21 protein-coding genes and 1 pseudogene are annotated in these 26,060 nt (G+C 40.5%); 7 read left to right on the plus strand and 15 right to left on the minus strand.

Annotated elements, in window-relative coordinates; all coding sequences use genetic code 11:
• The first annotated feature begins 160 nt into the window (after positions 1-160).
• On the plus strand, positions 161-2,332 hold the full coding sequence (locus V7K30_RS18610; RefSeq protein WP_335001708.1) for an FAD/NAD(P)-binding protein: 2,172 nt from the start codon (positions 161-163) through the stop codon (positions 2,330-2,332).
• A 122-nt stretch (positions 2,333-2,454) separates the two neighbouring features.
• On the opposite strand, the gene V7K30_RS18615 is transcribed toward V7K30_RS18610, so the two are convergent.
• From V7K30_RS18615 to modA, 3 genes are all read right to left on the minus strand, one after another.
• Positions 2,455-3,105, minus strand: coding sequence for a PEP-CTERM sorting domain-containing protein (locus V7K30_RS18615; protein ID WP_335001709.1), 651 nt, complete (start codon positions 3,103-3,105; stop codon positions 2,455-2,457).
• A gap of 258 nt (positions 3,106-3,363) precedes the next feature.
• On the minus strand, positions 3,364-3,981 hold the full coding sequence (locus V7K30_RS18620; RefSeq protein WP_335001711.1) for a hypothetical protein: 618 nt from the start codon (positions 3,979-3,981) through the stop codon (positions 3,364-3,366).
• A 66-nt stretch (positions 3,982-4,047) separates the two neighbouring features.
• Positions 4,048-4,902 carry a molybdate ABC transporter substrate-binding protein gene (gene modA, locus V7K30_RS18625; RefSeq protein ID WP_335001713.1) on the minus strand — a complete coding sequence of 285 codons (855 nt, stop codon included), beginning with the start codon at positions 4,900-4,902 and terminating at the stop codon, positions 4,048-4,050.
• A gap of 769 nt (positions 4,903-5,671) precedes the next feature.
• Here modA and V7K30_RS18630 point away from each other — a divergent pair.
• Entirely contained in the window at positions 5,672-6,073 is a 402-nt protein-coding gene (locus V7K30_RS18630) for a fasciclin domain-containing protein (protein ID WP_335001715.1), read from the plus strand.
• A 196-nt stretch (positions 6,074-6,269) separates the two neighbouring features.
• Here V7K30_RS18630 and sfsA read toward each other — a convergent pair whose 3' ends face one another.
• Positions 6,270-6,995, minus strand: a complete 726-nt coding sequence (sfsA, locus tag V7K30_RS18635; protein WP_335001717.1) for a DNA/RNA nuclease SfsA — start codon at positions 6,993-6,995, stop codon at positions 6,270-6,272.
• Between the two features lie 241 nt (positions 6,996-7,236).
• Between sfsA and V7K30_RS18640 the strand changes: the two genes are divergently transcribed.
• A complete protein-coding gene (locus tag V7K30_RS18640) occupies positions 7,237-7,905 on the plus strand; it encodes a 2OG-Fe dioxygenase family protein (protein WP_335001719.1) in 669 nt (222 codons plus the stop codon).
• Positions 7,906-7,907: 2 nt separating this feature from the next.
• Here the strand turns inward: V7K30_RS18640 and V7K30_RS18645 are convergent, their stop codons facing one another.
• Entirely contained in the window at positions 7,908-9,056 is a 1,149-nt protein-coding gene (locus tag V7K30_RS18645; protein ID WP_335001721.1) for a DUF711 family protein, read from the minus strand.
• Positions 9,057-9,321: 265 nt separating this feature from the next.
• On the opposite strand from V7K30_RS18645, the gene V7K30_RS18650 reads away from it, so the two are divergent.
• Entirely contained in the window at positions 9,322-10,590 is a 1,269-nt protein-coding gene (locus V7K30_RS18650) for a tetratricopeptide repeat protein (RefSeq protein WP_335001723.1), read from the plus strand.
• 104 nt (positions 10,591-10,694) lie between these two features.
• On the opposite strand, the gene V7K30_RS18655 is transcribed toward V7K30_RS18650, so the two are convergent.
• The 5 genes from V7K30_RS18655 to V7K30_RS18675 form a co-directional block, all read right to left on the minus strand.
• Positions 10,695-11,381 (minus strand): Uma2 family endonuclease, encoded by a 687-nt coding sequence (locus V7K30_RS18655; protein ID WP_335001725.1) that lies wholly within the window; start codon positions 11,379-11,381, stop codon positions 10,695-10,697.
• 312 nt (positions 11,382-11,693) lie between these two features.
• Positions 11,694-13,292, minus strand: coding sequence for a B12-binding domain-containing radical SAM protein (locus tag V7K30_RS18660; protein ID WP_335001727.1), 1,599 nt, complete (start codon positions 13,290-13,292; stop codon positions 11,694-11,696).
• A 175-nt stretch (positions 13,293-13,467) separates the two neighbouring features.
• A complete protein-coding gene (locus V7K30_RS18665; RefSeq protein ID WP_335001729.1) occupies positions 13,468-14,427 on the minus strand; it encodes an NAD-dependent epimerase/dehydratase family protein in 960 nt (319 codons plus the stop codon).
• 222 nt (positions 14,428-14,649) lie between these two features.
• On the minus strand, positions 14,650-15,711 hold the full coding sequence (gene hemE / locus V7K30_RS18670; protein WP_335001731.1) for a uroporphyrinogen decarboxylase: 1,062 nt from the start codon (positions 15,709-15,711) through the stop codon (positions 14,650-14,652).
• A 660-nt stretch (positions 15,712-16,371) separates the two neighbouring features.
• Complete coding sequence (locus tag V7K30_RS18675) at positions 16,372-17,055, minus strand: Npun_F0296 family exosortase-dependent surface protein (protein ID WP_335001732.1); 684 nt, start codon at positions 17,053-17,055, stop codon at positions 16,372-16,374.
• 729 nt (positions 17,056-17,784) lie between these two features.
• Here V7K30_RS18675 and V7K30_RS18680 point away from each other — a divergent pair.
• The gene (locus V7K30_RS18680; protein ID WP_335001734.1) at positions 17,785-18,522 is read left to right on the plus strand and encodes a hypothetical protein; all 738 of its coding nucleotides are present in this window, start codon (positions 17,785-17,787) and stop codon (positions 18,520-18,522) included.
• A gap of 11 nt (positions 18,523-18,533) precedes the next feature.
• Positions 18,534-18,794 (plus strand): annotated as a pseudogene (locus V7K30_RS18685) (hypothetical protein); the annotation flags it as partial.
• A 13-nt stretch (positions 18,795-18,807) separates the two neighbouring features.
• On the opposite strand, the gene V7K30_RS18690 reads toward V7K30_RS18685, so the two are convergent.
• The 4 genes from V7K30_RS18690 to V7K30_RS18705 all read right to left on the minus strand — a co-directional run bounded on the left by V7K30_RS18690 (position 18,808) and on the right by V7K30_RS18705 (position 23,030).
• A complete protein-coding gene (locus V7K30_RS18690; RefSeq protein ID WP_335001736.1) occupies positions 18,808-20,127 on the minus strand; it encodes an ABC transporter substrate-binding protein in 1,320 nt (439 codons plus the stop codon).
• A gap of 18 nt (positions 20,128-20,145) precedes the next feature.
• Positions 20,146-20,799, minus strand: a complete 654-nt coding sequence (locus tag V7K30_RS18695) for a glycosyltransferase family 2 protein (protein ID WP_335001738.1) — start codon at positions 20,797-20,799, stop codon at positions 20,146-20,148.
• A gap of 128 nt (positions 20,800-20,927) precedes the next feature.
• Entirely contained in the window at positions 20,928-21,896 is a 969-nt protein-coding gene (locus tag V7K30_RS18700) for a glycosyltransferase (protein ID WP_335001740.1), read from the minus strand.
• A 27-nt stretch (positions 21,897-21,923) separates the two neighbouring features.
• Positions 21,924-23,030: a methyltransferase domain-containing protein gene (locus tag V7K30_RS18705; protein WP_335001741.1), complete on the minus strand. Its 1,107-nt coding sequence runs from the start codon at positions 23,028-23,030 to the stop codon at positions 21,924-21,926.
• 963 nt (positions 23,031-23,993) lie between these two features.
• Between V7K30_RS18705 and V7K30_RS18710 the strand changes: the two genes are divergently transcribed.
• Positions 23,994-24,773 (plus strand): class I SAM-dependent methyltransferase, encoded by a 780-nt coding sequence (locus V7K30_RS18710; RefSeq protein WP_335001743.1) that lies wholly within the window; start codon positions 23,994-23,996, stop codon positions 24,771-24,773.
• Between the two features lie 190 nt (positions 24,774-24,963).
• On the opposite strand, the gene V7K30_RS18715 is transcribed toward V7K30_RS18710, so the two are convergent.
• Positions 24,964-25,902 carry a S66 peptidase family protein gene (locus V7K30_RS18715; protein WP_335001745.1) on the minus strand — a complete coding sequence of 313 codons (939 nt, stop codon included), beginning with the start codon at positions 25,900-25,902 and terminating at the stop codon, positions 24,964-24,966.
• Between the last annotated feature and the right edge of the window lie 158 nt (positions 25,903-26,060).

A 26,060-nucleotide genomic window follows, 5' to 3' on the forward strand; every position in this document is an offset into this window, starting at 1 on the left:
TTTGGGAATTGGACACTCAAAGGCAATTCCCACTTAATTCATGTGCCAATGTGGTTTTTTGCGCTAATTCATCCGCCTAACAGCTTGCGACAAGCGGAAATTTCAGTTTTTCGGCTGTAAATTGATCAGTAGAAAGCAGCAAGTGCAACTCACACGTCCTATGAACAACAGCATTTTTAACCTAACCGTCTCTCCAGTTGCGATCGCCATTATTGGTGGTGGCTTTAGCGGTTCTCTAGTTGCAGCCAATCTTTTACGCAACGCAACCATGCCACTGTCCATCAAGTTGATTGAACGTAATTCTGAAATAGGTAGAGGAGTTGCTTACGGGACACCAGTGGACTGTCACTTGCTGAATGTGCCGGCGGGTAAGATGAGCGCATTTAGTGATCAACCAAATCACTTCCTGAACTGGCTGCACAAAAATGGGCATGAACAGGTAACTCCATCTACCTTCGTTTCGCGTCGGGTTTATGGGGACTATGTGCAGGCGACTTTAAAAGCAGCACAGGTAAATGCAGCAGCTAATGTGCAGCTAGAGAAGATTGTGGATGAAGCGATCGCCATCGAAACTAAACCTCACAACACAATAGTGTACCTGAGCAGTGGTCAATGTTTGCATGTGCAAAAGGCGGTGTTAGCGTTGGGCAATTTCCCGGCAATTCTGCCCGCACCGCTCGCCGTTTTAGACAACCGCTATGTCAAAGATGCTTGGTCTGCTGATGCGATCGCTGACCTAAATCCAGAGGATGATATTCTGCTGGTGGGTACTGGGTTAACAATGGTAGATGCGGTTGTTGCCTTGCACCACCAAGGCTTCCAGGGACAAATCCATACCGTCTCGCGTCACGGATTGATGCCCTATAGCCACAAATCAACAACTCCTTATCCAGCATTTATTGATGTCGAAACTGCACCAAAAACGGCGCGAGGACTGCTGCATGTGGTACGTCAAGAACTGCGCGAGGCTCTTACCCAAGGACACGCCAGTTCCTACAACAACGGACTGGCTCAAGATTGGCGGGCGGTAATCGATGCCATCCGCCCAATTATTCCCCAACTTTGGCAAGCAATGCCATTGCCGGAACAGAAGCGATTTCTCCGCCATGTCAAAGCTTACTGGGAAGTTCACCGGCATCGGATTGCTGAAGAAATTGCCGAAGTACTGGATGCTGCAATGGAGTCTGGTCAACTTATCCATTACGCAGGTCGGATTCAAAGCTGTCAGGAATTAGAAAATGGAGTGAATGTGAGCATCTGCGAACGGGGGACGCACAAGGATATCGTTTTGCAAGTTAAGCGGATTGTCAACTGCACCGGTGCAAATTGTGATTACCTCAGATTGCAGCACCCATTGGTCGCTAGCCTCCAAGAACAACGATTAATCCGTCCCAACAGATTGTCAATGGGAATTGATACTGCCCGAAATGGGGGGCTGATCGATGCAGATGGAAATGCATCTCAAATGCTGTACACCTTGGGGACACCGCGCAAGGGCAATCTTTGGGAAACCACCGCTGTTCCCGAAATTCGGGTTCAAGCAGCAAGTTTGGCACAGGAGTTACTGAAATCCCTCAATCCAAAACCTGATGCTACTACTTTCGTGTTAAAGAAACCTGCTATGTTATTTCGTCAACTATTCGATAAAGAATCTTGTACTTATACTTACCTAATTGCCGACCCAGAAAGTAAAACAGCCATCCTAGTTGATCCTGTGTTGGAGCAGGTTGAACGCGATCTTCAGATATTGCGACAATTGGGGCTGACCCTACGCTACTGTCTGGAAACCCATATCCATGCCGACCACATCACTGGGACAGACAGACTGAGGTCACAGACGGGTTGTTTGGGGATTGTGCCTGAGAATGCCGCGGTTACCTGTGCAGACCACTACATTGCCGATGGAAATATGTTGGAATTAGGAAACGTGCAGATTCGGGCGATCGCTACCCCTGGTCACACTGACAGCCACATAACATACTTAGTCAACGACACTCACCTATTAACTGGAGATGCCCTGTTCATCCGGGGTTGCGGTCGTACCGACTTCCAAAGCGGCGACGCTGGATCACTGTATGATGCCGTTACTCAGAAGCTATTCACATTACCGGATGACACCTTGGTATATCCTGGTCATGACTACCAAGGACAGACAGTATCCACCATTAGCGAAGAAAAGCGCTGGAATCCCCGGTTTGCTGGACGCAGCCGCAACCAGTTTATTGAACTAATGAAGAACCTCAACTTACCCAAACCGAAAAAGATGCTAGAAGCTGTACCTGCAAATCAGCATTGTGGCAGAGTTTTAGTTGCATTAGATTATCAAATTTGAACTTTATTTAGCTATTAAAAGGGTAAGGTGATGTCTACGATGGGCTACGCTTTGGCACCTTTCCCATTAAAATTGTATGGCGTCTGTTGTTTTGCGATAGTGAGAAAAAAGGGCTATTCTTTCTAGCTAATTGTCTTCTTTTTCTTCAGCCATATTCCCAATAAACCAGCAACTGCTATTCCTCCAATAGTTGATGGCTCAGGCACAGGTTTTACACTCACATTATCCAAGTATAAGAATCCATATTTATCCCAATTCCCAAACTTTAACTCTGTGGATGATGCGTCTGCCGTGAAATTGAACTTATATTGCGTGTATGGTTGAAAAGAAATGTCTTCTTGATCAAAAATCTTATTTCCACCTACAAATGTCTGAAATTGATTATCAAGGTCAGGGGCCTCATCTATAGATGCTAAATAGTAACTAAGTTCATATTTCTGACCAGGTTGTGTAGAAAGCGTCTGTGATATGTAGCTGAGGTCTATAAATCCACTAAGTGATAAGCCCTGATTACCACTATCATGCTGAGGAAAATTGCTTATTCTTATCCCTGATATATCCATCGGATCACCAGACTTAGCCCATCCTATAATATTAGGATTTGTAACGTTAGGATCATTAGGAGCTACGAGTTCGTCGAGTTCAAAGCTTCCGTTTTTAACAAGTTCTGCCGCTTCTGCTCCTGTATTATAAATATTAGTAATCACAGCAGTGCTAATTAAGGTAGTAGTAAAACTAAAAACAATAATTGAGAGTTTTTTAGTTAAATTCATGAAACTTGACTCCAAATAATTGTAAATTTCGACAACTAAAATAAGTTGATAGTTACATCCATGCTGGCTTTCAGTAGTGTCAATAAAAATGAACACTTTCTTCTGGTTTATAAGAGTTAGCTATAGATGTGCATAATGATTCATACACCCAAGGCGATTTTTCTCAATAAACCCATGATGGAGTTTTTAAATCAGATGAATTTTAGTGGCATTATTGACACTATGGAGCCAGACATTGCTTAGACTTCTACCTGTGGTTTATTCATCCCCATCATCTATCACCTGATCATCCCAATAGTTTTTCTTTTGATGTTCAGGTTTAGCTTTGACACTCACATCATCCAAATATAAAAACGCATACTTTGCTAGAGAACCAAACTTTATCTCTGTGGATCTTCCTTTTGCTTTAAAATCTAATGTATATTGCGTATAAGGTTGAAAAGGAGTATTGTTTTTAACATAAACCTTCTTTCCACCTATAAAAACCTGAAATTTATTGTTAAGGTCAGGTGCCTCCTCTATGGATGCGAAATAGTAAGTAAGTTGGTAATGTCGACCAACAACTGTAGGGATAGTTTGTGATATGTAGCTAATGCCTGAAAATGCACCAAGCGATAAACCTTGGTTACCACTGTGAGGAAAGTTGCTAATTGTAGTACCTGGATCGCCAGATTTAAGCCATCCAGTAACATTAGGATTTACACCGTTAGGATTATTAGGATCTGCCAGAGGGTCGATTTCAAATCCCCCGTTAAAAATCAGTTCTTGTCCTTCTGCTTGTGCTGCTGACTTATAAGTATTGGTAATCACAGCAGTATAAAGGAAAGCAGTGGTCAAACTACAAACAATAATTGAGAGTTTTTTAGTGAACTTCACAAGACATTACTCCAAATAGTTCAAAATTCACGACAACGAGTACTTAATTGATTTACTTTGCAGTGATTAAGGCAGGACAAAGCCATAATTATTTTTGAAGATATTCTTGGCAGTACTACCACTTAAATAGTTAGAAAAACTCTGTGCCGTCGATAAAACTTTAGTTCTGGTGAGTATACCCAGTGGATAGACAATCGAATCACTCTCTGTTGCTTTGCCACTGTCTACGACTCTTACCTTGTTAGAAATGGCAGCATCGGTTTTGTAAACCGCACCTGCGCTAATAGTTTTAGTTACACCTCCAACTACAAGAGTTTTATTTTCAACAGCAGTTAAGACGTTGCGGACGTTGCTAGCAAGGAATAATTTAGGACTTATAGTAGTGAAAATACCTCGCTTAGTAAGAACTTGTTTGGCATAATTTCCTGCTGGGACAACTGGGGGAGTACCTCTGTAATCACCTATAGCAATGCCAGTAATGTTGGCGTTAATCAAACCATTGAAGCTAGTGAGAGCAGAACTACCAACACTAACAGGAGGTGTCGTCGGAACAATCAAAACTAGACTGTTTTTGACAACGTTTTTACGGCTACCTGCAACCAATTTACTTGGGGTTGAATTCTGCAAGACATCTATTTGGTCGGTGGCAGCAGAAATGAAAATATCTGCTGTTGCTCCTGCTTGTATTTGCTTGAGCAAGGTACCAGAAGCACCAAACGTATAAACAACGTTGACACCTGGGTTAGTATTTTGGTACTGAGTCTTAATGGCATTTAGGGCGTTTGTTAAGCTGACAGCCGCATACACGTTAAGTGTGGTTACGGAGCTTGCTGGCGATAAATTGACAAACTGCAAGCCTATTACTAGCATCATGCTGGTAACTGCCGTAGCAATCCAAGCAATAAGTCTTCTTCTTTTCATAAAAGTTATAGTTTGGGGAAAATATTACCTAAAGGTCTCATTATTTACATCCAGGACTTACGCACAGACAACACAAAAACCAACTACACAAAAGGCAGAGGATACAGAAAAATGAGACTTTCATAGGGTTTTTGCGTAAGTCCTACGTATAATCAATTTTGGAAATAAACAGCCAATCACAATTGCTAAAAACATTAGTGTGATGGGAATTTATTATTTCCAAGTAGGATTACACAAACAATGAATGAAATGTGTCTGGTGATGAAATAATATCAGTTAAATACGCGCTTTACCAACATTTTTGGTTATAAAATCATGACAAAAGGCTAGGGCAAAAAAATATAAATAAGGAATATAAATACTTAATAAGCCGTACATTGCCTATTTAGCAAGGGTCATCTTAAAAATTTTCACGTAACTCCTAAATAGCGAAAACTCTTGTTTATACCAATTTTTTTCAATTTAGATGCCTTTCGCCATCTTTTAAACTGACTTTTTTGGTAAAAATGCTGTGTTGGTACTAGTGAACAGCGATCGCACCTATCACTGGTAGAAGAAAGGAGCGATCCCTGCGGCGGTAAACTACGCATCCAGGAGTGCTTATAACTCATCCGCCCGAATAACATATAATTCTTTATTTGTATAAAAATATATATAAACTTTTATACTATCAATAAAAATTTTTATTTTACATACGTCTAACGATAGATAGCTTTTATGTAAAAATAGTTTAGATTTGTAACAGGTTACACAGAACTAGGTAAAACACATGGCCAACATAATTGACACTGCCACTAATAATGGTTCTTTCAAGACACTAGTTGCAGCAATCGAAGCAGCTGGTCTGGTAGATACACTGAAAGGCGCTGGTCCATTTACCGTTTTTGCACCTACTGATGAAGCGTTTAACAAGCTTCCAGCAGGTACAGTAGACGCATTATTGAAAGATATTCCCAAGCTCAAGAAAATCTTGACCTATCATGTTGTCTCAGGTAAAGTACTGGCTGCTGATGTAGCTAAACTGAAGACAGCTAAAACAGTTGAAGGTTCAGACGTTAAAATTGATGCTTCTAATGGCGTCAAGATAAATGATGCAAAAGTTGCAACAGCAGATGTTGCTGCTGATAACGGTGTCATCCACGTGATTGACACAGTTTTGATTCCTGCATAAGCAAACCTCAGAATAGCGAATGCTATTTGTGGGGCGGCGACTATCTATAGTCGTTTCTTCATTACAATCTGGTTGGATGTTTTTTATTAAATACCAACTACCAACAAATCCATCTAGACAGCATCTAGATGGATTTATTGTTTCATGCGTTTAGAGACGTTGCATTGCAACGTCTCTAGTGTTTAATTAGATGTAATCAAATTTTTAGTTTTGCCAAACCCAAATAACGGATACCTTCGGGGGAAATGTCGAAACGGCAAGGTAAAACTTCTAAACCAAGAGCGATCGCATCCCGTAATAATTTACCATATACAGGATCTGTGCGATCGCCAGGAGAGAACTCGATACAATCACCGCGATTGATAAAATAAAGCATCACCGCACGAGTTAGAGGTAGTAGCGCCATTAGTTCTCGCAAGTGCTTTTGTCCTCTTGTAGTCTCCGTGTCAGGAAATAAGGCTAATCTCCCCTCAGAGAAAGTTGTATTTTTTACTTCTAAGTAAATCGGGCGTTCTTCATCACTCCCCGTCAAGAAAAAATCCACTCGACTTTTTTTATCTAGCCCATAAACCACTTCGCCCTTAATTTGGCTATAGTCGCCCAATTCTGGGAAAAGGTGTTTCGCCAAAGCTAGCTTTACCACCCGATTGGGCAAAAAAGTATTTATGCCTACCCAAGTCGGCTCATTGTCATCTACCTGAATTAGTTCTAAAGTGTAAGCCAATTTGCGGTTAAGATTATCGCTTTTGGAAAGTTGTACTGCACTTTGGGGAGTTGATACTCCAGTCATTGGCCCTGTATTGGGACAATGTGCTGTCACTATTTCGCCAGAAGTAAGTTGAACGTCAGCAAAAAACCGCTTGTAGCGTTTTAGCAGAATACCCGGATACAAAGGTGGGTAACGGTAAAGCCAATCAATCATTATAAAACCTTGTTGCTGCTAGTAAATATACGTCGATTCCTTACCCACCGAACCCCCATCAGCAAATCTTTTCAGCAGCTACTCCGCCCTGTGACAGAAATCAAGCAACTTTACATATCATGGATTGCCAATTTTTGTAGTCGAATTGACAACATAGTAATAAAAAGTAGCATATACTAAGTGTTATAAGTCTCCCATAAAAAAATCCGGGAGAATTTCAACATGCAAGGAGGTAAATCCTATGCAAAAAGTGTGGACATCAACGGAATTAGAATATGCTTTTCTGTTTACTCTAAGAAAAGTAAATTCAATCAATCCAGAAGGTTTTAAACCATTTTTTAGTAATATGCCTATTGACCCTTATATCAAAGGCAATTATCGTTCGAGAAGATTATCTCGGTTCACAGTCTCTGGAAATCAGTTAATCAAATTACCTCATGGCTACCTCTTTCAAAGTAAAGAGTATAATCCATTAGTGGGTGACATAAAAAGAGAGTTTGCAGAATTAGATGATGCACTCATAGAACTTGATATTTTTAGAAATCTTGTCTTAGCATTTAGTGATTCTTGTAAACTTCACCCTGAAGCTGAAATCGGAGTTCATCAAATTAGAACTATTTGTTCACTAGATAATTTAGGTAATCCAGCGCCTGAAGGTATCCATCAAGATGGCACTGATTTTATTGGCATATTCTCAGTAGATAGAGATAATATCCAAGGTGGAGAAACACATCTATATACTGCCAAAAAAGAAAAGCCTGTGTTTAGCAAAGTTCTAAATCCGGGAGAACTCTTATTAGTCAATGACCATGATTTTTTCCACTTCACCACTGCCATCAAACCACAGATTGACGCTCAAGGAAGTAGGGATGTTTTTGTACTGACTTCTCCTAGCTTGCTTTCAGAATAATTTTAGTTAACTGTAAATATTTTACAATCTACGAGATATGGGGAATTGAATGTAGTCATTTCCCCAGCTTTCTTATTTGGAATAGGAAATAATCGGGCTGAGAGTGGTTTATCTAACTTGATAGCTAAAGTTGCCATATCAATTAATAAATCTGCAATTTTTTCTCCCGTTATATCACCTGGAATCGGAACTGTATCCAGTCCACAGCCACAAACTGCTGAATATAATAATAAATTTGTAATATCATAGGTTTGCTCGTTAGCCCTGGTAGCTAGTCCCACATCTTCACAAACTGGAAGCATCAGTCCAGAGTAACCACAGATTTTTACTGCTAGATTTTTCAATACACGAGTCAGCATCCCAGAAATGGCGAGAGTTCCTGAATGCCCAAACTTGCCACTCATCAATTTTTCATAAGCAAAAGCAATACTGTTTTTCTTATCCAAAGATGGAGCTAGAGAGGTATCAATTCCTGTATATGAAACGGCAAATTTATCAGATATTTTTTCAGCTATAACTGCGATTTTATTTAATTCTACTTCTAAAAGTAATTGCAGGTTTTGCTCCGCTGTTAGGATATTGTTAGCTTGTGAGAATGCTTGCATTACTAAGTCGCCTAACTCTAAAGCTATAGCAAAAGATGTATTGCCTGTATGGTATGCAGTAGGGAAAAAGGGGATACCTGGCTGGCAGTTAGCCCATGCACAAAAACGAAAATTGCCATAGCCATTTTGACTGTCTTGGGAAATACGTTTAATAGCTTTGGCAGATTCCCGGACATTCTCAAAGTTTATGCCAGTTTCCCTGTCGCCAATTTTGCTTGAGCAATAAATAATCGATGTATTTTTGTTGATATCTGGAATTATATCTATGGTTTCGGGTTTGCTGGCATAACCAATATTGAAAAAGCTGATATTCAGATTTTTACAAAGTTGTTCTAGAATTTTAATTTCATTGATAATTTCGATTTTTGACAAACCTTGCAGATATTCTTCCCAGGTATTAGTGGCTATTCTAGTTGTTTGTACCTCATATCCTTGTTTTTCAAAGACAATCTGCACTTGCTGATTAAAGTCAGCAGCTTGCTTAATTTTTTCGTGATTTTGTAGAGATTGAAGTGATATACCTGTTGTAATAGTTCTAATTTTCATTGCTATAACTTATTATTGATAGGAGGATTCAAAGTTTTAGCCGAGATTTGCACTAAATCTAACTCTAAAACTTGGACATATACAATATTCCATTGGTTAAATCTCATTTATAACAATTTACGGTGTGTGTTCGTTTTAATTCATCGAAAATACGAAATGAAGCAAAGCCACGCTGAATACTTAGAATATTAAGGGTGAGTGGATAGGTTAGGCTACGAAACAAGCTTGCTGGAATTCTACTAACTGAATTAACCAAACAAATGCCATGAATGACGAATTCTACAATAGAGGATTGGAAAAGGCTAGGCGAAAAGACTACGCTGGAGCAATTGAGGAATTTAACCATGCTTTAAAACTGACACCTTACTTTACTGAAGCTTACTTGCAACGGGGTTTGGCACATTATGACTCAGGAGCAATTCTGAAGGCTGTTTCAGATTATACCGAAGCCCTGAAGCTTAATCCTGAGAGTGTAGAGGCATATTATTGTCGGGGATTGGCTAGGGTGGCGCTGAAAAATCTGCCGGGGGCGCTGGAGGATGTTGAACGCGCTATTCGTCTCAATCTCAATTATGCTGCTGCTTATAATCTGCGGGGGATGGTGCGGCGCAAACAGGGTTCTATTCAAGATGCGATCGCTAACTTTAAAAAGGCTGCACAATTATATCTTGAGCAACAGGATAAAGAGAATTGTCGCCTTTGTCTGGAACGAATTAAACAGCTACAATCCCCCGAAAAACCTGCCGTTGAGCAATCGCGTTCTACCAATGCGCCAATTTTATCCACCAATGATTATTTCACGCAATTATTAGAAAAGGCGGAAAAGGGAGATACACAAGAGGCACTTGCCGATTTAAATTGGGTATTAAAAGCCGATCCGCAAGATGCCCAAGCTTACTGCTGTCGTGGGGTTGTGCGTTGTAAAATGGGGAATTATCGAGAAGCGATCGCAGATTTTAATCAAGCATTGCGATTAAATTTTCAAGATGCCATTGTCTATCGCAACCGAGGTAAAGCCCGTTCTGTATTGGGAGATCATCAAGGTGCGATCGCGGATCTTAACCAAGCACTTCAGATGCAACCCAAAGATGCCTTAGTCTATATTGCCAGAGGTAATGCCTATCGCACAACGGGCAATTATCTCGGTGCAATTCAAGATTACACCCAAGCGCTGCAAATCAATCCCGATGATGCTCAAGCTTACTACAATCGCGGCATTGCCTATACTTGTTTAGAAGAAATGCAAAATGCTCTGGAAGATTATCAACGGGCGGCGAGTATCTTTTGTGAACAAGAAGACTGGGTAAATTATCAACAAGTCTTAAGTAGCCTAGAAAAAATCCAAAAATTTAGTCCTGAGTCAAAAAAGCAAAAATATAACCTGCTACGTCAGCGACTTTTGCGAATGGTTGGGGGATATTGGGAAATTGCCGAACGATTAATTCAGCAGAAGCAAGATTATTATCCAGGGATGGCAGACGAGTGGTATTTGCAAAAAGTAATTGATGATTTAGAGCGCGATCGCGGGAGATAAAATATAGATGGCACTACACACGTAAATTCACCCGTACACTTGCATCTGCTACAACTTTGGGAACCAAAGCATAGCATTGCCTTATCTACGCATGACCCAATTTTCTAAATATCCTCTGGGTTAATGCCCAAATCCCGTAACCTTTGCGCTAGTCGTTGGGCGCGTTGTCTTTCCTGTTGGACTAATTCTTCTGGTGTAGGTAATCTTCGTCCTTCTTGATCATACCAGTACAACCATTCACGCGTCCGCCCAAGATAAGTACCGCGTTCTCGCCCAATTGCTAAACCAATTTCTGGTATCCATACGTGCGAGTTTGGTTGCAAAATATAGTCTCCCTCAACCAAGCGATAGACTTCCAGGGGATCTCGCTTGCGCCGATACCTACGACTGGGTACATAAATTGCATAATATAAAATTCCCAATTGGGCATAGTCGATTTTTTTCTGTTCGTATTCGCCACCGTAGGTTTTAGAAACAACTTCTAGAGCGAAAATGGGAACAGTACCATCTTCTTCCCACAAAACATAGCTTAAACGTCCCTCTTCACCAATAAAGCGTTCTACCCCTAAGCTGAGAAATCCATCTGGTACTAGCGGTGGTTTACTAGGAGCGTAATAAATGCCCATATCCACACCAAAAAACCAATCAGTGCGATTGCTCCATGCTAAAGCTAAAATTGCTTCCAGCAAATTGGGAATGAGATTTTGCAGTTCGTTATCCACTGGGGTATCGTCAGAATCTGGAAGTTCTGCTGAGGATGGCAGACAATCTAGGGGGTTGTACTTTAGCATGAGAGTCCTCGTTTGGACTTGATGAATATATTTTAATGGTGAACTACTCAGACTTGCAGTTATGCTAAAGTCTGAGCTTCTGTACCAATTTTCAGAAAAGTTGTGACGGAGGTTTTAAAACAGGGGAATTATCAACTTGAGATTAAGACTTCGTTAATGAGTAAAGCAGCGGAGTTAATTTTTCAAATAACTGGGATTGGAAAAGCAAAATAGCTAATCCAAGTAGACATAAATAAACATAAGAATAATTAGAAAAAATATGCGAGGGCAATAAGTAATTTATTTACTATTACCTATTACCCATTACCACCCTTAACTGACTACTGCTTCAGTTTTTTCCTCTACTTTTTTCTTAACTAGCACATATGGCTTTTCTGCACCTTGGGCCAAATATTCAGCTAGCTGACTTTCAATTTGATCGCGCACTATTTGGCGATATTCTAGAAAATGCTCGTTGTGGGCACAAGCAGCAATATAATGTTCAACAACTCCTGGGTTACGCTTGATGATGCTGAACAAATGATGCCAGAACTTCCAGCGAGTTTCTCGTTTGATTCCTTGTCGCCAAATTACAGTCAGCAGCGCTCTAATAACTACCCACTCAGGCATTTTGGCTGGGGCTTTCCAACTCGGTAAACCCATCATCAAGAAACAGCGGTAGGTGCGATCCAAGTACTGCACTGGGTCGTATAAAGTACAAAATGCCTCAATATATTCTCGTGCAAGTTCTTCCAGGGGACGGGTGGGGAGGAAGTTCATCAATGTTGTCTGGTTGATGTTCCCATCTTGGTTTTCCCGCAGTCGTCCTTCCTTTTTCAGGCGATGCCAAAGCGCGGTGTTAGGTAATGCTTGCAACATGGCAAAGGTTGTAGAAGGAATAGCTGCTTGTTCTGCAAAGCGGACAATGCGATCGCCTGCGCCTGCTTTTTCGCCATCAAACCCAATAATAAACCCAGCCATTGGGCGCAATCCCGCTTTGGTGATCGTTTCCACTGCATCAGTTAGGGAACTGCGAGTATTTTGAAACTTTTTGGTCATTTGCAAACTATCCTCATCCGGCGTTTCGATTCCCAAAAACACCGCCGAGAATCCACACTCAACCATCAACTCCAACATTTCTGAGTCTTCTGCTAAGTCAATTGAAGCTTCAGTGTCAAATCGGAAGGGATACTTGTGTTCTGCCATCCAGACTTTTAACTCTTTCAGCAACAATTTCACATTTCGCTTGTTGCCAATAAAGTTATCATCCACCATGAACACACCCCGCCGCCAACCCAATTCGTAGAGGTAATCTAACTCTGCTAACAGTTGTGCTGGGGCTTTGGTGCGTGGTTTGCGCCCGTAGAGAACAATAATGTCACAAAATTCGCACTGGAAGGGACACCCGCGCGAAAACTGCACCGACATCATGTCATAGGCATTCAATTCTAATAAATCAAAGCGGGGTATTGGTGTGCTTGTCACATCAGGTTTTTCTGTGGCGCGGAAAGTGCCAGATGTGTCTCCCCTTTGAATTGCTTCAATAAACATGGGGAGAGTGATTTCTCCTTCATCCAGAATTAGAAAATCTGCACCAACATTTTCAACTTCGTGAGGTACAGAGGTGGGGTAGGGGCCGCCGACTGCGACTAGCTTGCCACGTTTTTTTGCTTCCTGGATTTGGTCGAGTAAATCTTGTTTCTGGACAATCATCGCGGAGAGAATTACTACATCTGCCCATGCCCATTCTGCTTCTGTTGCTGCACGAATGTTGCGATCGACTAGCTTGAATTCCCATTCTTGGGGGAGAATCGCGGCTACTGTTACTAAACCCAGAGGTGGTAATAAAACCTTGCGATCGACTAACTCCAAGATTTTTTCATAAGACCAAAAGGTTTTGGGAAATATCGGATACACTAACAAGATTCGCATGTAGTATCAATCCTCACACTTTGATTGTTATCCCACTCTAACGAAAATAAAGAGTTATTGACTTTTTATTAAAGCCTCGTTTCTAGGTTATACCTGGAAATGCACCTCATTGCACCAGAGCCACAAGTCAAAAGGCGGAGCCTCCCATACTGGGAACGAGACAAAGAGTTATTGACTATTTATCAGCACGTTCAACGCCACTAATTTTTAAAACATCACTCATGGTTGCACAATAATTTGGTAAGCCGAAACTATCAGGATTGATAAAATTTTCATAGGTGAAATGCCGATAGTTCATACAAAATCTATCCCAAGCGGCCATCTGAATGTGGAACAGAACAATAATCAAATTAGCCAATGCTAAAGATACGGGAATGCGAAAGTAAATCTTTTTGCCCAGATAAGCACAAACTTCTTCCACTGCTTGAGTAGCAGTTAACTGTGCCTGACCTAAAACCAACCGACGTGGTTGATCATTTTCGCCAGGATGATCAATTAAATATCGCACGACAGTGGCAATGTCTCGTCCGTGGATAAAGTGAAAACTGCCATCTGCTTCCAAAAAGCGAATCAAATTAATATATTTCGTAACTTCGGGAATGCCAGATGTGAGGTGAGAATAGGGTTTATTGGCATCACCGCCCACTACTAAAGTCGGAAATAGTGTGGTAATTTTGGGTGCGATCGCTAATTTCGATATCTTATGTAAGCAGTCATATTTAGAACGGATGTAATCTGTCCCAATTTCCCCTGCTTCTTTTAATGGTTGATTGTAGCGATCCAAAACGCTAGCTGTCGAAAAATAAATCACCTGCTGGCAACGTTCTGGATCTAGCAGTTCGAGCAACTCTATAGTCTTGACGACATTAATATCAAATGTCTCATCACCACCCCAAGCTGTGGCTGTGAGTACCGCCGTATCAATTGTTGATAGCAAATCAGCAAACTGGCGAATATTTTGCATATCACCTTGCAAAACGTTGATACCTGAACGGGCGTTAGTATTAACTTGCAGTTTACTTGGGTTCCTAACTAGCAGAAACAGTTCGTGATCTGTTTCCTTAATTAAGGCTTCTGTTAAATAATGACCTATACAACCACTTGCACCAGTCACTAAAATCCGTTTCTGGCTCATACTAAGATTTTAATAAGTTAGGAGTTAGGAGTTAGGAGTTAAGAATTAAGTTAAAAGTTCCCAATCAGGAGTTATTAATCAAGTTAGGAGTTAAGAGTTTGGAGAGACGCGATTAATCGCGTCTGTACGTGAGGAGTTAAGAATAAAAAAATCACTTTGCGCCTCGCAACTGATAACTTTATAGTTTATAACTCCTAACTCATAACTCATAACTCCTCACTCTCAAGCCTTAACTCCTGCAAGATTCAGTTCCTTTGCGGTTTCAAAGAAGAAAGCGACATTTTCTTCGGGAGTTTCTGGTAAGACACCATGACCGAGATTGAGAATGTGACCCCAATTGCCAGCTTTGCGAACGGTATCGAGAATGCGATCGCGGATAAACTGTTTAGAGCCAAATAGCACGCCTGGGTCAAGATTCCCTTGAACTTTGACTTGCTTGCCCAATCTGGCTCGTGCATCTGCCATATCCACCGCCCAGTCTACACTGACAATATCCGCGCCAGATTGTGCCATTCTTTCCAACACACCCGCACTACCACTAACTAGCAGAATCAAAGGTGTATCGGGGTGGGTTTGCTTGACTTGCTGGAAAACTCTCTGCTGATAGGGGAGGGCAAAGGTGTCATAATCTTGAGGACTCAACTGACCCGCCCAAGAATCGAACATTTGCACAACTTGGGCACCAGAGTCAATTTGGTAGCGGGCATAGATGGCGATCGCATCTGCTAATTTAGCTAACAGTTGATGCAATATCGCCGGGTCTGAAAATGCCATGTTTTTGATGATGGAGTAGGTTTTAGAACCTTTTCCCTCTACTGCATAAGCTGCTAACGTCCACGGCGCACCCACAAAGCCCAACACCGTTGATTTATCGCCTACTTCAGAGCGCAGCGCTTGCAAAATGGTTTTGATAAATGGTAGAGCTGCTTCTGGTTCTAAAGGATGCAGACGATCAATTTGTTCTTGAGTGCGGAGGGGCGAGTGAATGATTGGCCCTTTACCTTCGGCGATGTCCATGTCAATGCCCAAACCAGGTAATGGGGTGACAATATCAGAAAATAAAATTACTCCATCTGGTTGGAAGGCTTTCCACGGTTGCAAGGAAACTTCAATTGCTACATCTGGAATTTCCGAGCGATCGCGAAACGAAGGATACTTCTCTCTTAAGTCTCGATATGCTTTCATATATCGTCCGGCTTGTCGCATCATCCAGACAGGGGGACGATCTACTACTTCACCACGAGCAGCCCGTAAGAGATGAGGAGTCGTTGAAGGAACACCCATTTATCACTTCATCCTAAGTCACAATTTTTATGCCACTGTTTAGCTTATCATTCTAGGATTACGCTTTTTCAGCAGGTTGGCAGGAAAAGGGGAGTGGTAGGGCAAACGCATCTAAATTGCTCTTGATCGCAACCAAGGTTAATAACCAACGAAAAAATCAGCATTTCTCGTTTGGTTTAGTTTCCAAGTCTCAAAGCGATATCTACGATGGGCTACGCTTAAACCTTTAGCAATAAGCGTAGGTTAATGAGATTGATTTAGATTCTATTCACAATATACTGCTTTTATTGACATAACGCGGCTGCCCTACCCAAACCATTGAAAACTCGTTGATAGAGTTTCTATTACTAATGTATTGCAGTTACCTAACTAAGAATCAAAAATATTTTCAAAACTTTCTATAGCAAGACGAATTGAAACGTGAAAAAATACTGAGATGAAAAGTACGTGTTTTTAAAGCCTTTCAGCGATTTTCTCTCTCACGAATGATTTAGGATTGCTATACTAGTATCTTCTCTTTTGATACTCTAGAAATGATTCGCACTGCATGAAAAATGCCGTGATATCGCTAGGCAGTGACAAGTAAAAGATGTGTCTCGAAGCTACGCTTCGAGACACATCCTCAAGGGTTTTCAACGGGTATAAGGATATAATTTATCCTTATACTGCCACTTTCCGTTGTGAGCGTTTGAAGAGTGAAGTCATACCACAAGCACCTATTGCTAATACACCTAACATCGCACTAGGTTCGGGAACGCTCTGGCTGGCTAGTCTATAGGCGTGGTTATCTGTCTCAAAGGCAATACCATCTGAGCGCATCACAACTCGGTCAAATGTTTCTCCTGTTTCACCTACAAGATTGACAAACAAATTAGCTTGAGTACTAGTCCAACTACCATCAGCTATAGCAGTTGGCACATCTGCACCACTAAAAGTCTTTAACAACTGATTACCTTTGTAAATGTCAATATAGTTGTAACTATCCAATGAGCCTGCATAAAAACCGAAGTAATTAACAGCTTCTTTGAAGTTAATATTGACAAAACCACTGTCGCCTGCAACATTACTACCTGATGGGGCAATTGTGAGAAATTTGGTATTATCCCCATAAGGTGAGGCGTATTGACCAGATACACTACCTTGAACAATGTTACTAGTAATATTAGAGTAAGTAACAAATCCATTGGGATCATTTGCTGTGCCATCGTCAAAGGTGACAGTTTTGGCATCAGAGTAGCTAGAAAACGGACCACTGTTGACTTGCAGAGTCACAGCACTAGCTGGATTTGCATTTATGACCACAACAGTTGTTGCCACTAAAGCCAAGGATAATTTTTGGAGCATTCTAGTAATAAACCTTGAAGAACACAAAGAGAATTAAGACTGAACTATTCTTGAAACCTAGCTATGAAAAACTGGTTTCGTTACTCCAACAACCTAAAAGAAAATCACAAAGATTATTATTTATTTCTATATGATTGTTGTTGGGTATAACAAGCTCGAAGATATAAGTTTATCTTGATGCTTTGTAATACTATTTTGATTTTTATAACTCGCAAAAGATACGGTATATATACTAAAATATCTTTAAAGATTAAGTGAAGGTTCTTGTGCAATTTTAGTGGGCAGGACAAACGCATCTAAATTACTCTTGAGCACAACCAAGGTTAAGAACCAACAAAAAAATCACTATTTCTCGTTTGGTTTAGTTTCCAAGACTCAAAGCGATGTCTACGACAGCCTACCCCTAAACTTTTAGCAATAAGCATAGGTTAATGAGACTAGTTATAACTCTATTGAGAATATACTACTACTATTGACATAGTATGCCCGCCTTGGGGAGTGGCGAGTGGCGAGTGGCGAATGGAAAATAGGGACTGGCGAGTGAGAAATAGGGTAAAACAAGAATCAATATTTAATTGAGGATTGGGCATTGGGCACTTGTACTGAGCGAACGCGAGTGCGTCTCGTAGAGAAGCCGTTGGTGCAGCCTCTCGTAGAGAAGTATTAGTTATTCTCCCCCTGCTCTCCTATCTCCCTAATCTCCCTACTCTCCACTCCCCTAACTTTAATATGCAAACTGACTCTAACAGTCCCGATCGTGTTGCATCTGCTAATAACCAGCCTAACCCAGAAAAGTATTTGATTCCGCGATCGCAGCGACAGAGGTTCTTTATTCGGTTTACCTTGATGACCCTGATCGGATGGGTTGTGGGTGGCGTTGTCAGTATAGCCTTAGAGAAAATTATTCTCCAAAGTCTCTCACCTAGCGTTGTTATCCAACCACAAACATGGAGCATTTTGGTCAGAAGTCTCAGTAACGTTGTATTTGCCGTAATTTTCGCTGCTGACCAGAGCCTTGTCCTTTACCGATATTTACCAGGTTGGCAGTGGCTATTTGCTACTAGTGTAGGTTGGCTGATTGCCAATGGTGTTTCTACAGCCTGGATTAACGACATTTCAACCATTGCCTCATCATCTCCTGAAGATACTTTTATTTTGGGATTTCTGTCTGCGATCGCATATATAATTTCTGGAATTTGGCTGGGTATTTGCCAATGGCTAGTATTGAGGCGATATACAGCAGGCATTTGGTGGTGGAATTTTTTACCCTCAATCTCTTTCTTATTGATCACTATTTTGGTTTGGTTGCTTTTTATTGTGCAAAATTTGATTCCAGAAACCTACCGAACTCCGATATTATATTGGAGTGGACAAGGACTTACAGCAGTGATTCTGGGAGCTATCCCCGCAATTGGCTTGTGTACATTGAAAAGAAATTTACATCGCAAAACTGGAGTTTCTCCCTGACTTTTATCGATACGCAAACTCAACTTAACATTGAGTACCCCATTAATGTTAGCGAACAACTCAAAGGAAGTTTTGATTACTATATTTCATCTTCCAATTCACTGTTAGTCGTTGAAGCCAAGCAATCCGATTTAAGCCGGGGGTTTACTCAACTTGCAATTGAATTGATTGCACTCGACCAATGGACAGATTCTCAAACACAAATGCTAATAGTTAATTATGTGCTAAAGCCACTGCACCTCAGAGGACATCGCGAGTTCCCCAATCCCTAGTACCCAGTCCCATTTATTTATCATCCCAAATAAGTTCTAAACGCTCTTGTGCTATTTTGAGAGCTTTTTCGGGAGGCTCACCCAGCAATGTAGCCTCTATAGCTCGACCAAGACTGTCAGAAAGACGACTATATCCAGGAATAATCGGTCGAGCGCCAGCCAGAGGAATTTGTTCCATAAACACTTTTAACCAAGGTTTTTGGTTCATGAATTGCTGATAAGCTTCACTTTGAGCGGCTTTGAGGTTAACTGGTAAAAAACCGGTGCCGATACTCCATTCTTTTTGGAATTCTTCACTCAAAACATACTCTAAAAACTTGAGTGCGGCTTGCTCTCTGGCTGGTATGGTCTTCATCAAATAAAGATTTCCACCACCTGTCACCGTAGCTTGACTAACATTTGCAGGTATAGGAAATGCGTCGTAATCAACTTTAGATTTAGTGATATAAGTCCAAGGGCCCGTAATTTGCATAGCAACGCGACCCGCTATAAAAGCATCCTCTTCATAACCCCGCTCTGGAGAAGAAAGGGTTGCTGAACCATCTTTTAATAGCTCTTGCCAGAATTGTAAAGCTTTCAGCGCTCCAGGGTTCGTTAAATTCGGTCGGTTATTTGTTAGTACTTCTCCCCCACCGCTCAATAAAAAAGGGAACCAGCTAAAAACAGTCCATTCTCCCTTCCCTAAAGGCAGTACAATTCCATACTGTTCTGGTCGGTTGTCGCCATTGCGGTCTATGGTTAATTTTTTAGCAACTTGCCTCAATTCTTCCCAAGTTTTGGGCATTTGCGTAATTCCCGCAGCTTGGAAAAGCTTTGGTCTGTAAAAAATACCTATATTGCTGGTATACAATGGGGCTGACCAAAGATGACCGTCTAATTGCAATTCTTCAAGTAGGTTAGGGCTGATTTCTGACTTTAGGGGCAATTTATCCAACCAATCTTCTAAAGGTACAATTGCCCCTAAATCTGCTAACTGGCCTGTAATTTGCGGGTAGAATGCCAGGATATCTGGAGGCACATTACCCACAACTGCTGTTAATATTTTCGGCAATTCGGGTTGAGCTAAGAACACAGATTCTACCTGGATATCAGGATGAGTCTGATTAAATTTGTCTACCAATTTTTCAAACACATCCCGATTAGCAGGGGGATTGATTGCTTGCCATAGGGTCAAATGAATTACTCCGTCATCCTTCTGTGCTAGTCCCTGACAACCAGATAAAAATATTAGGTACGAACTTAGGACAATTCCTAGAAGTAACATCTGCCAAACAGAACCAATAACCCGTCGAGAATAATGGCTTATTTGGGATGGAAAAAGGATATTCTTCATGCCAGGTAGTTAATCAAATTAAGAAATATTCTCCAAAACACTTTTGGTAATACTAGTTTCTGCTCTTGTGTAAATATAGGTTTGGGGTTCGGTTACTTTTTCGGTTCTGAATATTTTTGCCGCCCGATACCAAAAGTCTGTATCCTCCCCATAGGCAATATTCTTAAATCCTTTCACCTCGAAAAATACCTGTCTCTTCCCAAAAAATGTTGGGCCTAAAACACATTCTCGAAGATTAATTTTTTCACCTGGTTGAAAATAATCTGCAACCCAAATCTCTTCCTCTGTTGCGAATCCACCTTCAATCAAGTCGATTTCTGGATTAGCCCTCATATATTCTATTCGCGCATCTAAGTGATTTACTTTGTACGCATCATCGCTATCCAAAAATGTTATGTATTTGCCGAAAGATGCCTGGATACCAGCATTTTTAGCATACCATAGCTTCCTGTTTTGATGTTTCAAATACCGGATATTATGAAATTGTTGAATATAAGGATTGACAATTTCAAAAGTATTATCTTGGCTGCCGTCATCAACTATAATCAGTTCCCAATCTTTAAAACTCTGAGCAATAACACTATCAATGCAATTGTTTAGATACTTTGCCCGGTTGTAGGTACAGAGGATAATTGATATTTCATGACTGAAATCAAAAACTACAGTTTCCATTGTTAAATCATTATCGTATTGTTCACACAAAAATCCAAATAATTAAGGATAAATTTGTGATTATTTAGGAGGAGAACGGTAAACTAGTATTACATAACAAATTTGTTAAAACTCTGAGAAATTACTCCTTAACTGTATAAGTTTATAAATTCATGCATAATATTATTATAATTATAAACCAGGCGACTAAGATCAAAGTTTTCTCGGACGTATTCTCGAATATATGGGCGATAATATTGGTTTTTATCAATCATCTCGTTAATTGTATCTGTCACAATTTTTTGAGATTCTGGCGTGGCATTAGTTAAAATATTATCTGGCAAAACTCTAATAAATTCTTTGTTATGTAAATTGGCGCTAGCAGATTCGGAAACAACGATACATAAACCTGCTGCCATTGCTTCTACTACTACGAGTGGTGCAACTTCTCCTTCACTAATTAAAACTAAACAACTATAATCTGTGAGACGAGAATAAACTTGTTCTAAACTCCATATACCTAAATGTTTTGTCGTTATTCCTTCAACAAAATCAGGATCATCTAGAGGTCCAACAAAATCTATTGCAATCTTACCATCTATTATTTTTGCCAGTAATTTCTGCTGTTTTCTTGGTTGAATCCAACCTAAACAAATAGCTTTATTATTTCCCTTAGCTTGAAAATTTACTTTCTGAATATCAATACCATTCAGTTGGACTGATATGTATCCAGAATACCCTGCTTGCAGTAAAAAATCTTTTGTTAAATGAGAAAGGGCAATTATCCCAGGTGCATTGAAATAATATTGAAATGCTTCTCTAAATTCTTCATTCCATTTATTTGTTTTAAACAAATAACCATCATGGCAGGTGAAACAATACTTCTGTTTAAGGTTTCGATTAAATTCGCTCACAAAACTGTAGGCGTGTAAATGCACAAAATCATAATTATTATTATTAATATATTCTATGACTTCGTTAACATTTTTTTCATTTAAGATATCGACTTGATGTCCAATTTTCTCTAAAAAGTTTTTGTATCCATGTATCACAGTTAAAACAGAATGTGATAAAGGAGGTTCAGGGATATAACCCCAAGCGACAAGAGCAATTTTCATAAAGAATTTCTCCTCACACATTTAGATTTACTTTTCAGCCAAAATACAAGTTGCGACGGGATAATCTGGATGATAAGCGTCTAGTTCTTCAGATGTCAGTTCTTCTACGGCTATCCCATGATAAGAGGCTATTACAGTGGTAGGATTGCCATAGACATATAACTTCTGTTGGGAGAAATTTTTAAACATCCAGGCGAAAGCATCAGGTAAAGGCCGCCAATAATCAACGGGAGTAGCATGAACTCTAATCGCACTTGGGACCATAGCAAAACATTTCCCACCAGGTTTTAGCCAAGTGTGGATATTTTCCACTGCTATCCAGGGGGCATAACAATGTTCTAAGACGTTAAAAATTATCACTGAATCAAAAGATTCTGGTTTAATAACGGATAGATCATGAACATCCCCAACTATATCTACTCCTGGGCCTGTTTCTAAGTTAAGAATCTGATATGATGTGCCTGGATTAATTTGATAAAAATCTTTATCTTTTGGTGTTCCTCCTATTTCTAAGATATTGCCACCGATTTGGGTTTGAATTTCTTTCAGAAATTTGCTGAGATAGTATCTATCGACTGGTGTACCTCTTGTCAATCCAAAAGCCTGACAAATGGGAACTGCTTTTTTCAAATCACCCCAATCTATCGAACCTGTAGCAGGGGATAGTAAACCAAGATTTTCTAGGCGTTCTACTAATTTCCGAAAGTCTTCTATATTCTCAATAGATTCTAAATCATCGTCTAATTGATACTGAGAAAATAATTGCGGCAGGACTTGGTAAGTTTCTCTACTTAATGCACCAAGTTCAAATTGCATTTCCTTTTCGATAAAACTCCGAAAGCCTTTACCAAAAATTGTGAGGCTACCATCTGCTAAAAAAACTAGGGCATTTTGAAGAAGCTGCTCATATTTATTTAGTTCCTGAATGACTTTCTCTTCTATAGCTTCTAATTTAATTTTTTGAAATATTTGGTAAGCTTTTTCTAACGAATGTTCATGAATAAATATTTCTAGTATTGTCAGCCACGATTTTGCTGGAATAATTTCTGCTGTTCGGTGACTCCAAGCAAAAATCGCATATAACTGTGAATCTTCAATTTTAAAAAAGGCGTTAGGTACATATTTTTTTGGCATACAATTAATCACTCAAAAGTTTTTAATAAGGAGGATGATTTGGGTATTATAAGCTATTTTTGATTTTATCTATAATGCGATCGCATTTCTTTCCTGACTTTTCACGGTATCTGAAAAACCTTATTTCTATTTCTCTCTCTCTCTCCTAGAAGAAGAGAGACTTTGAATTTTCCCCCTTCCCGCATCTTGAAGGGGGTTAGGTTCTTCGTGAGCTTTTGCAGATGACGTCAAAAGTAAGATTTCTTTCCACCCACGCCTAAAATACCCCAACCCTCTCCGAAGAGTGTTGCTCCGCCTTTCCTGGCAGGGAAGGAGACTGGAGGGTTAGGTTTTTGCTAAAGATTCAGGTGTTTGAAACCCACTCACAGAGCCGTTTCAAATTCGACTTTTGCTTATTAACATACCTTTAGTCGCAATAAGGCACTAAAATATAGTCGTTACGCAATTCTTATTGAGAATATAAATTTGTGGCTAATCCCAGGAAAGCGTTATCAGTAAACGATTGTAGAGATTTTGGTATTACCTGAATCTTTACGGTTTTTGATTACTGAATCGATGCTCTAAATGTCTGTAATTGTCGCAGAGCTACACTAGAGGCGTTGGGGATTCCAGTTGATCTCAGTATTAACTATTCAACGATATAGCGGTTCTCGGCCCTTGTGAGATACAAGAACCCCACCCCCAACCCCCTCCCCGCAAGCGAAGAGCTTGCTCTGATGTACCTCATGTGATTAGGAAACGCTATAGAACTCATATTTGATTTTTGAAAAAACTCAGTACAACTCAAAGAGGCTTCTTCCCTACTCCCCACTCCCTACTCCCCATTCCCACCCTACGCAAATAATTTCAGAAATCAAATCGGATTGCTATATAGTGTGTTACTGTTAATCCTGAATTACGTAATTTAATTGCTATAAGCTAACAAAACTAGTAGATAACGAAATCTTTGGAGAAAAACATATAATGGCAAAAACTAATGAAGTTGTTCCAAATATCTTATTGTCTAGTTGGGACTATATTTCACCCGAATTGGAGATAATTTATCCTGATTCATCTTTCCCCAATATGATTATTGGAGACATCAATAATTGTTATTGGTCTTATTTACGTCGAGAGATTCCCCATAATTGGTATGTAGATAGAGATGAACAATTTATAGGGTTCCTCAATCGAGATGAGGCACATATTTTATATAATACAGCACTAAAATTTGCCGGAAAAAAAGCTTTAGAAATTGGTTGTTTGCGGGGTTGGTCTGCCTGTCATCTGGCATTAGGCGGAGTGGAATTAGATGTAATTGATCCTCTTTTAGCCAGAGAAGATGTTTATGAAAGTGTAACTAATTCTCTACGACTTGCTAGTGTTCTCGACTCAGTGAATTTAGTAGCTGGTTATAGCCCACAAAAGGTAGAGGAGTTAGCTAAACAATTACAATGCAAATGGTCATTGATTTTCATTGATGGCGATCATGAATCACCAGCGCCACTCAATGATACGATTGTTTGTGAACCATTGGCAGAGGCTGATGCTTTAATTTTGTTCCATGATTTAACTTCACCTGATGTAGCACAAGGCTTAGACTACTTAAAGCAAAAGGGTTGGAATACAATCATTTATCAAACTATGCAAATTATGGGAGCTGCTTGGCGCGGGAATGTTGAGCCAGTAAAACATCAGCCAGATCCGAAAATTAATTGGGATTTACCAGAGCATTTAAAACATTATTCTGTGAGTGGATTATGACTGTTTAACCAGAAGCGGATCTGATTTTAACTTAACCTGAGTTCGATAAACCTCTCCCTGACTCGAACTAAAGTTCAAGTCTGTCCCTCTCCGACTTGGAGAGGGACGGTTTTGCGTAGTAAAACCAGGGAGAAGTCTTTGGATTCAGCTCGTTAGGCAACACCACATAAGCCGTCGAGATCACGTTAACTTAATGGGGATGCCCGATCGCTAATATTCCCGCATCCCCATCTAAAGTTGCTTCTACACCCACTGGTAATGCTGCATTGGGACTATCATGACCAAAAGGTAGATTAGAGACAATCGGAATATTTAAATCGCCCAAGCGATCGCGCAGTACTTCTTCTACACTAAAGCTAGGCACAGTTGGCGGCGCTTCACAACGAGTAAAACTGCCCAAAGCAATACCGCAGACTTTAGACAAAGCACCGCTCAAACGCCACTGTGTCAGCATTCTGTCGATACGATAAGGTGCTTCCGTAACATCCTCCAATGCCAGAATTACACCATCCAGATGTGGCAGGATTGGTGTACCCAAAAGGTGAGTAGCCACCGTGAGATTACCTGGTAACAAAGTGCCATTTGCTACGCCGCTACCCCACCCGCAACCTTTGAGAGGGGCGAGAGGACGACCTTCTACCGAATCAAATAATCGCTCAATTGACCAATCTGGCTCATCTGCCAAAGTCACCAGCACGGGAGCATGAACGCCGGAAATTCCTTCTGTATAAAGGCTCCACAATAAAGCTGTGATATCAGAAAAGCCAATCAGCCACTTTGGATTTTGGATTTTGGATTTTGGATTTTGGATTGGGGGTGATTTGCTAAGTTGCCAATTCCAATCTTCTAAGATCCGGGTGCTGCCAAAACCGCCTCTGGCGCAGAGAATACCGCGACAATCAGGATCTTGCCATGCTGCTGCTAGTTGGTGACGACGCGTTTCATCTGTCCCTCCTAAATAGCCCCATTTGTCATCTATCTGAGGACTGATTTCTACTCGATAACCACGCGATCGCCAAATTTCTACACTCTGTTCTAATGCCTCAAATTCTCGCAAAGCACCACTAGGGGCAATTACTCGTAGTAAGTCTCCAGGTTTCAGGGGCGGTGGTAAGATTTTGGATGGCATGAAAAAAGTTAGGAGTTAGGAGTTAGGAGTTAGGAGTTGGGAGTTTGGAGTTGGGAGTTGGGAGTTGGGAGTTGGGAGTTGGGAGTTAGGAGTTAGGAGTTAGGAGTTTGGAGTTGGGAGTTGGGAGTTAAGAATAAGAACTATACCTCAGAACTCCT

The sequence above is a fragment of the Nostoc sp. genome (assembly GCF_036917655.1).
In the GTDB taxonomy this organism is placed as follows: domain Bacteria; phylum Cyanobacteriota; class Cyanobacteriia; order Cyanobacteriales; family Nostocaceae; genus Nostoc.

What these genes read in the sequence shown, in the direction of transcription:
- V7K30_RS18610 (WP_335001708.1), top strand. Translation starts at nt 161, where the DNA reads ATGAACAACAGCATTTTTAACCTAACCGTCTCTCCAGTTGCGATCGCC.
- V7K30_RS18615 (WP_335001709.1), bottom strand. Translation starts at nt 3,105, where the DNA reads ATGAATTTAACTAAAAAACTCTCAATTATTGTTTTTAGTTTTACTACT.
- modA (WP_335001713.1), bottom strand. Translation starts at nt 4,902, where the DNA reads ATGAAAAGAAGAAGACTTATTGCTTGGATTGCTACGGCAGTTACCAGC.
- V7K30_RS18630 (WP_335001715.1), top strand. Translation starts at nt 5,672, where the DNA reads ATGGCCAACATAATTGACACTGCCACTAATAATGGTTCTTTCAAGACA.
- sfsA (WP_335001717.1), bottom strand. Translation starts at nt 6,995, where the DNA reads ATGATTGATTGGCTTTACCGTTACCCACCTTTGTATCCGGGTATTCTG.
- V7K30_RS18640 (WP_335001719.1), top strand. Translation starts at nt 7,237, where the DNA reads ATGCAAAAAGTGTGGACATCAACGGAATTAGAATATGCTTTTCTGTTT.
- V7K30_RS18645 (WP_335001721.1), bottom strand. Translation starts at nt 9,056, where the DNA reads ATGAAAATTAGAACTATTACAACAGGTATATCACTTCAATCTCTACAA.
- V7K30_RS18650 (WP_335001723.1), top strand. Translation starts at nt 9,322, where the DNA reads ATGAATGACGAATTCTACAATAGAGGATTGGAAAAGGCTAGGCGAAAA.
- V7K30_RS18655 (WP_335001725.1), bottom strand. Translation starts at nt 11,381, where the DNA reads ATGCTAAAGTACAACCCCCTAGATTGTCTGCCATCCTCAGCAGAACTT.
- V7K30_RS18660 (WP_335001727.1), bottom strand. Translation starts at nt 13,292, where the DNA reads ATGCGAATCTTGTTAGTGTATCCGATATTTCCCAAAACCTTTTGGTCT.
- V7K30_RS18665 (WP_335001729.1), bottom strand. Translation starts at nt 14,427, where the DNA reads ATGAGCCAGAAACGGATTTTAGTGACTGGTGCAAGTGGTTGTATAGGT.
- hemE (WP_335001731.1), bottom strand. Translation starts at nt 15,711, where the DNA reads ATGGGTGTTCCTTCAACGACTCCTCATCTCTTACGGGCTGCTCGTGGT.
- V7K30_RS18675 (WP_335001732.1), bottom strand. Translation starts at nt 17,055, where the DNA reads ATGCTCCAAAAATTATCCTTGGCTTTAGTGGCAACAACTGTTGTGGTC.
- V7K30_RS18680 (WP_335001734.1), top strand. Translation starts at nt 17,785, where the DNA reads ATGCAAACTGACTCTAACAGTCCCGATCGTGTTGCATCTGCTAATAAC.
- V7K30_RS18690 (WP_335001736.1), bottom strand. Translation starts at nt 20,127, where the DNA reads ATGAAGAATATCCTTTTTCCATCCCAAATAAGCCATTATTCTCGACGG.
- V7K30_RS18695 (WP_335001738.1), bottom strand. Translation starts at nt 20,799, where the DNA reads ATGGAAACTGTAGTTTTTGATTTCAGTCATGAAATATCAATTATCCTC.
- V7K30_RS18700 (WP_335001740.1), bottom strand. Translation starts at nt 21,896, where the DNA reads ATGAAAATTGCTCTTGTCGCTTGGGGTTATATCCCTGAACCTCCTTTA.
- V7K30_RS18705 (WP_335001741.1), bottom strand. Translation starts at nt 23,030, where the DNA reads ATGCCAAAAAAATATGTACCTAACGCCTTTTTTAAAATTGAAGATTCA.
- V7K30_RS18710 (WP_335001743.1), top strand. Translation starts at nt 23,994, where the DNA reads ATGGCAAAAACTAATGAAGTTGTTCCAAATATCTTATTGTCTAGTTGG.
- V7K30_RS18715 (WP_335001745.1), bottom strand. Translation starts at nt 25,902, where the DNA reads ATGCCATCCAAAATCTTACCACCGCCCCTGAAACCTGGAGACTTACTA.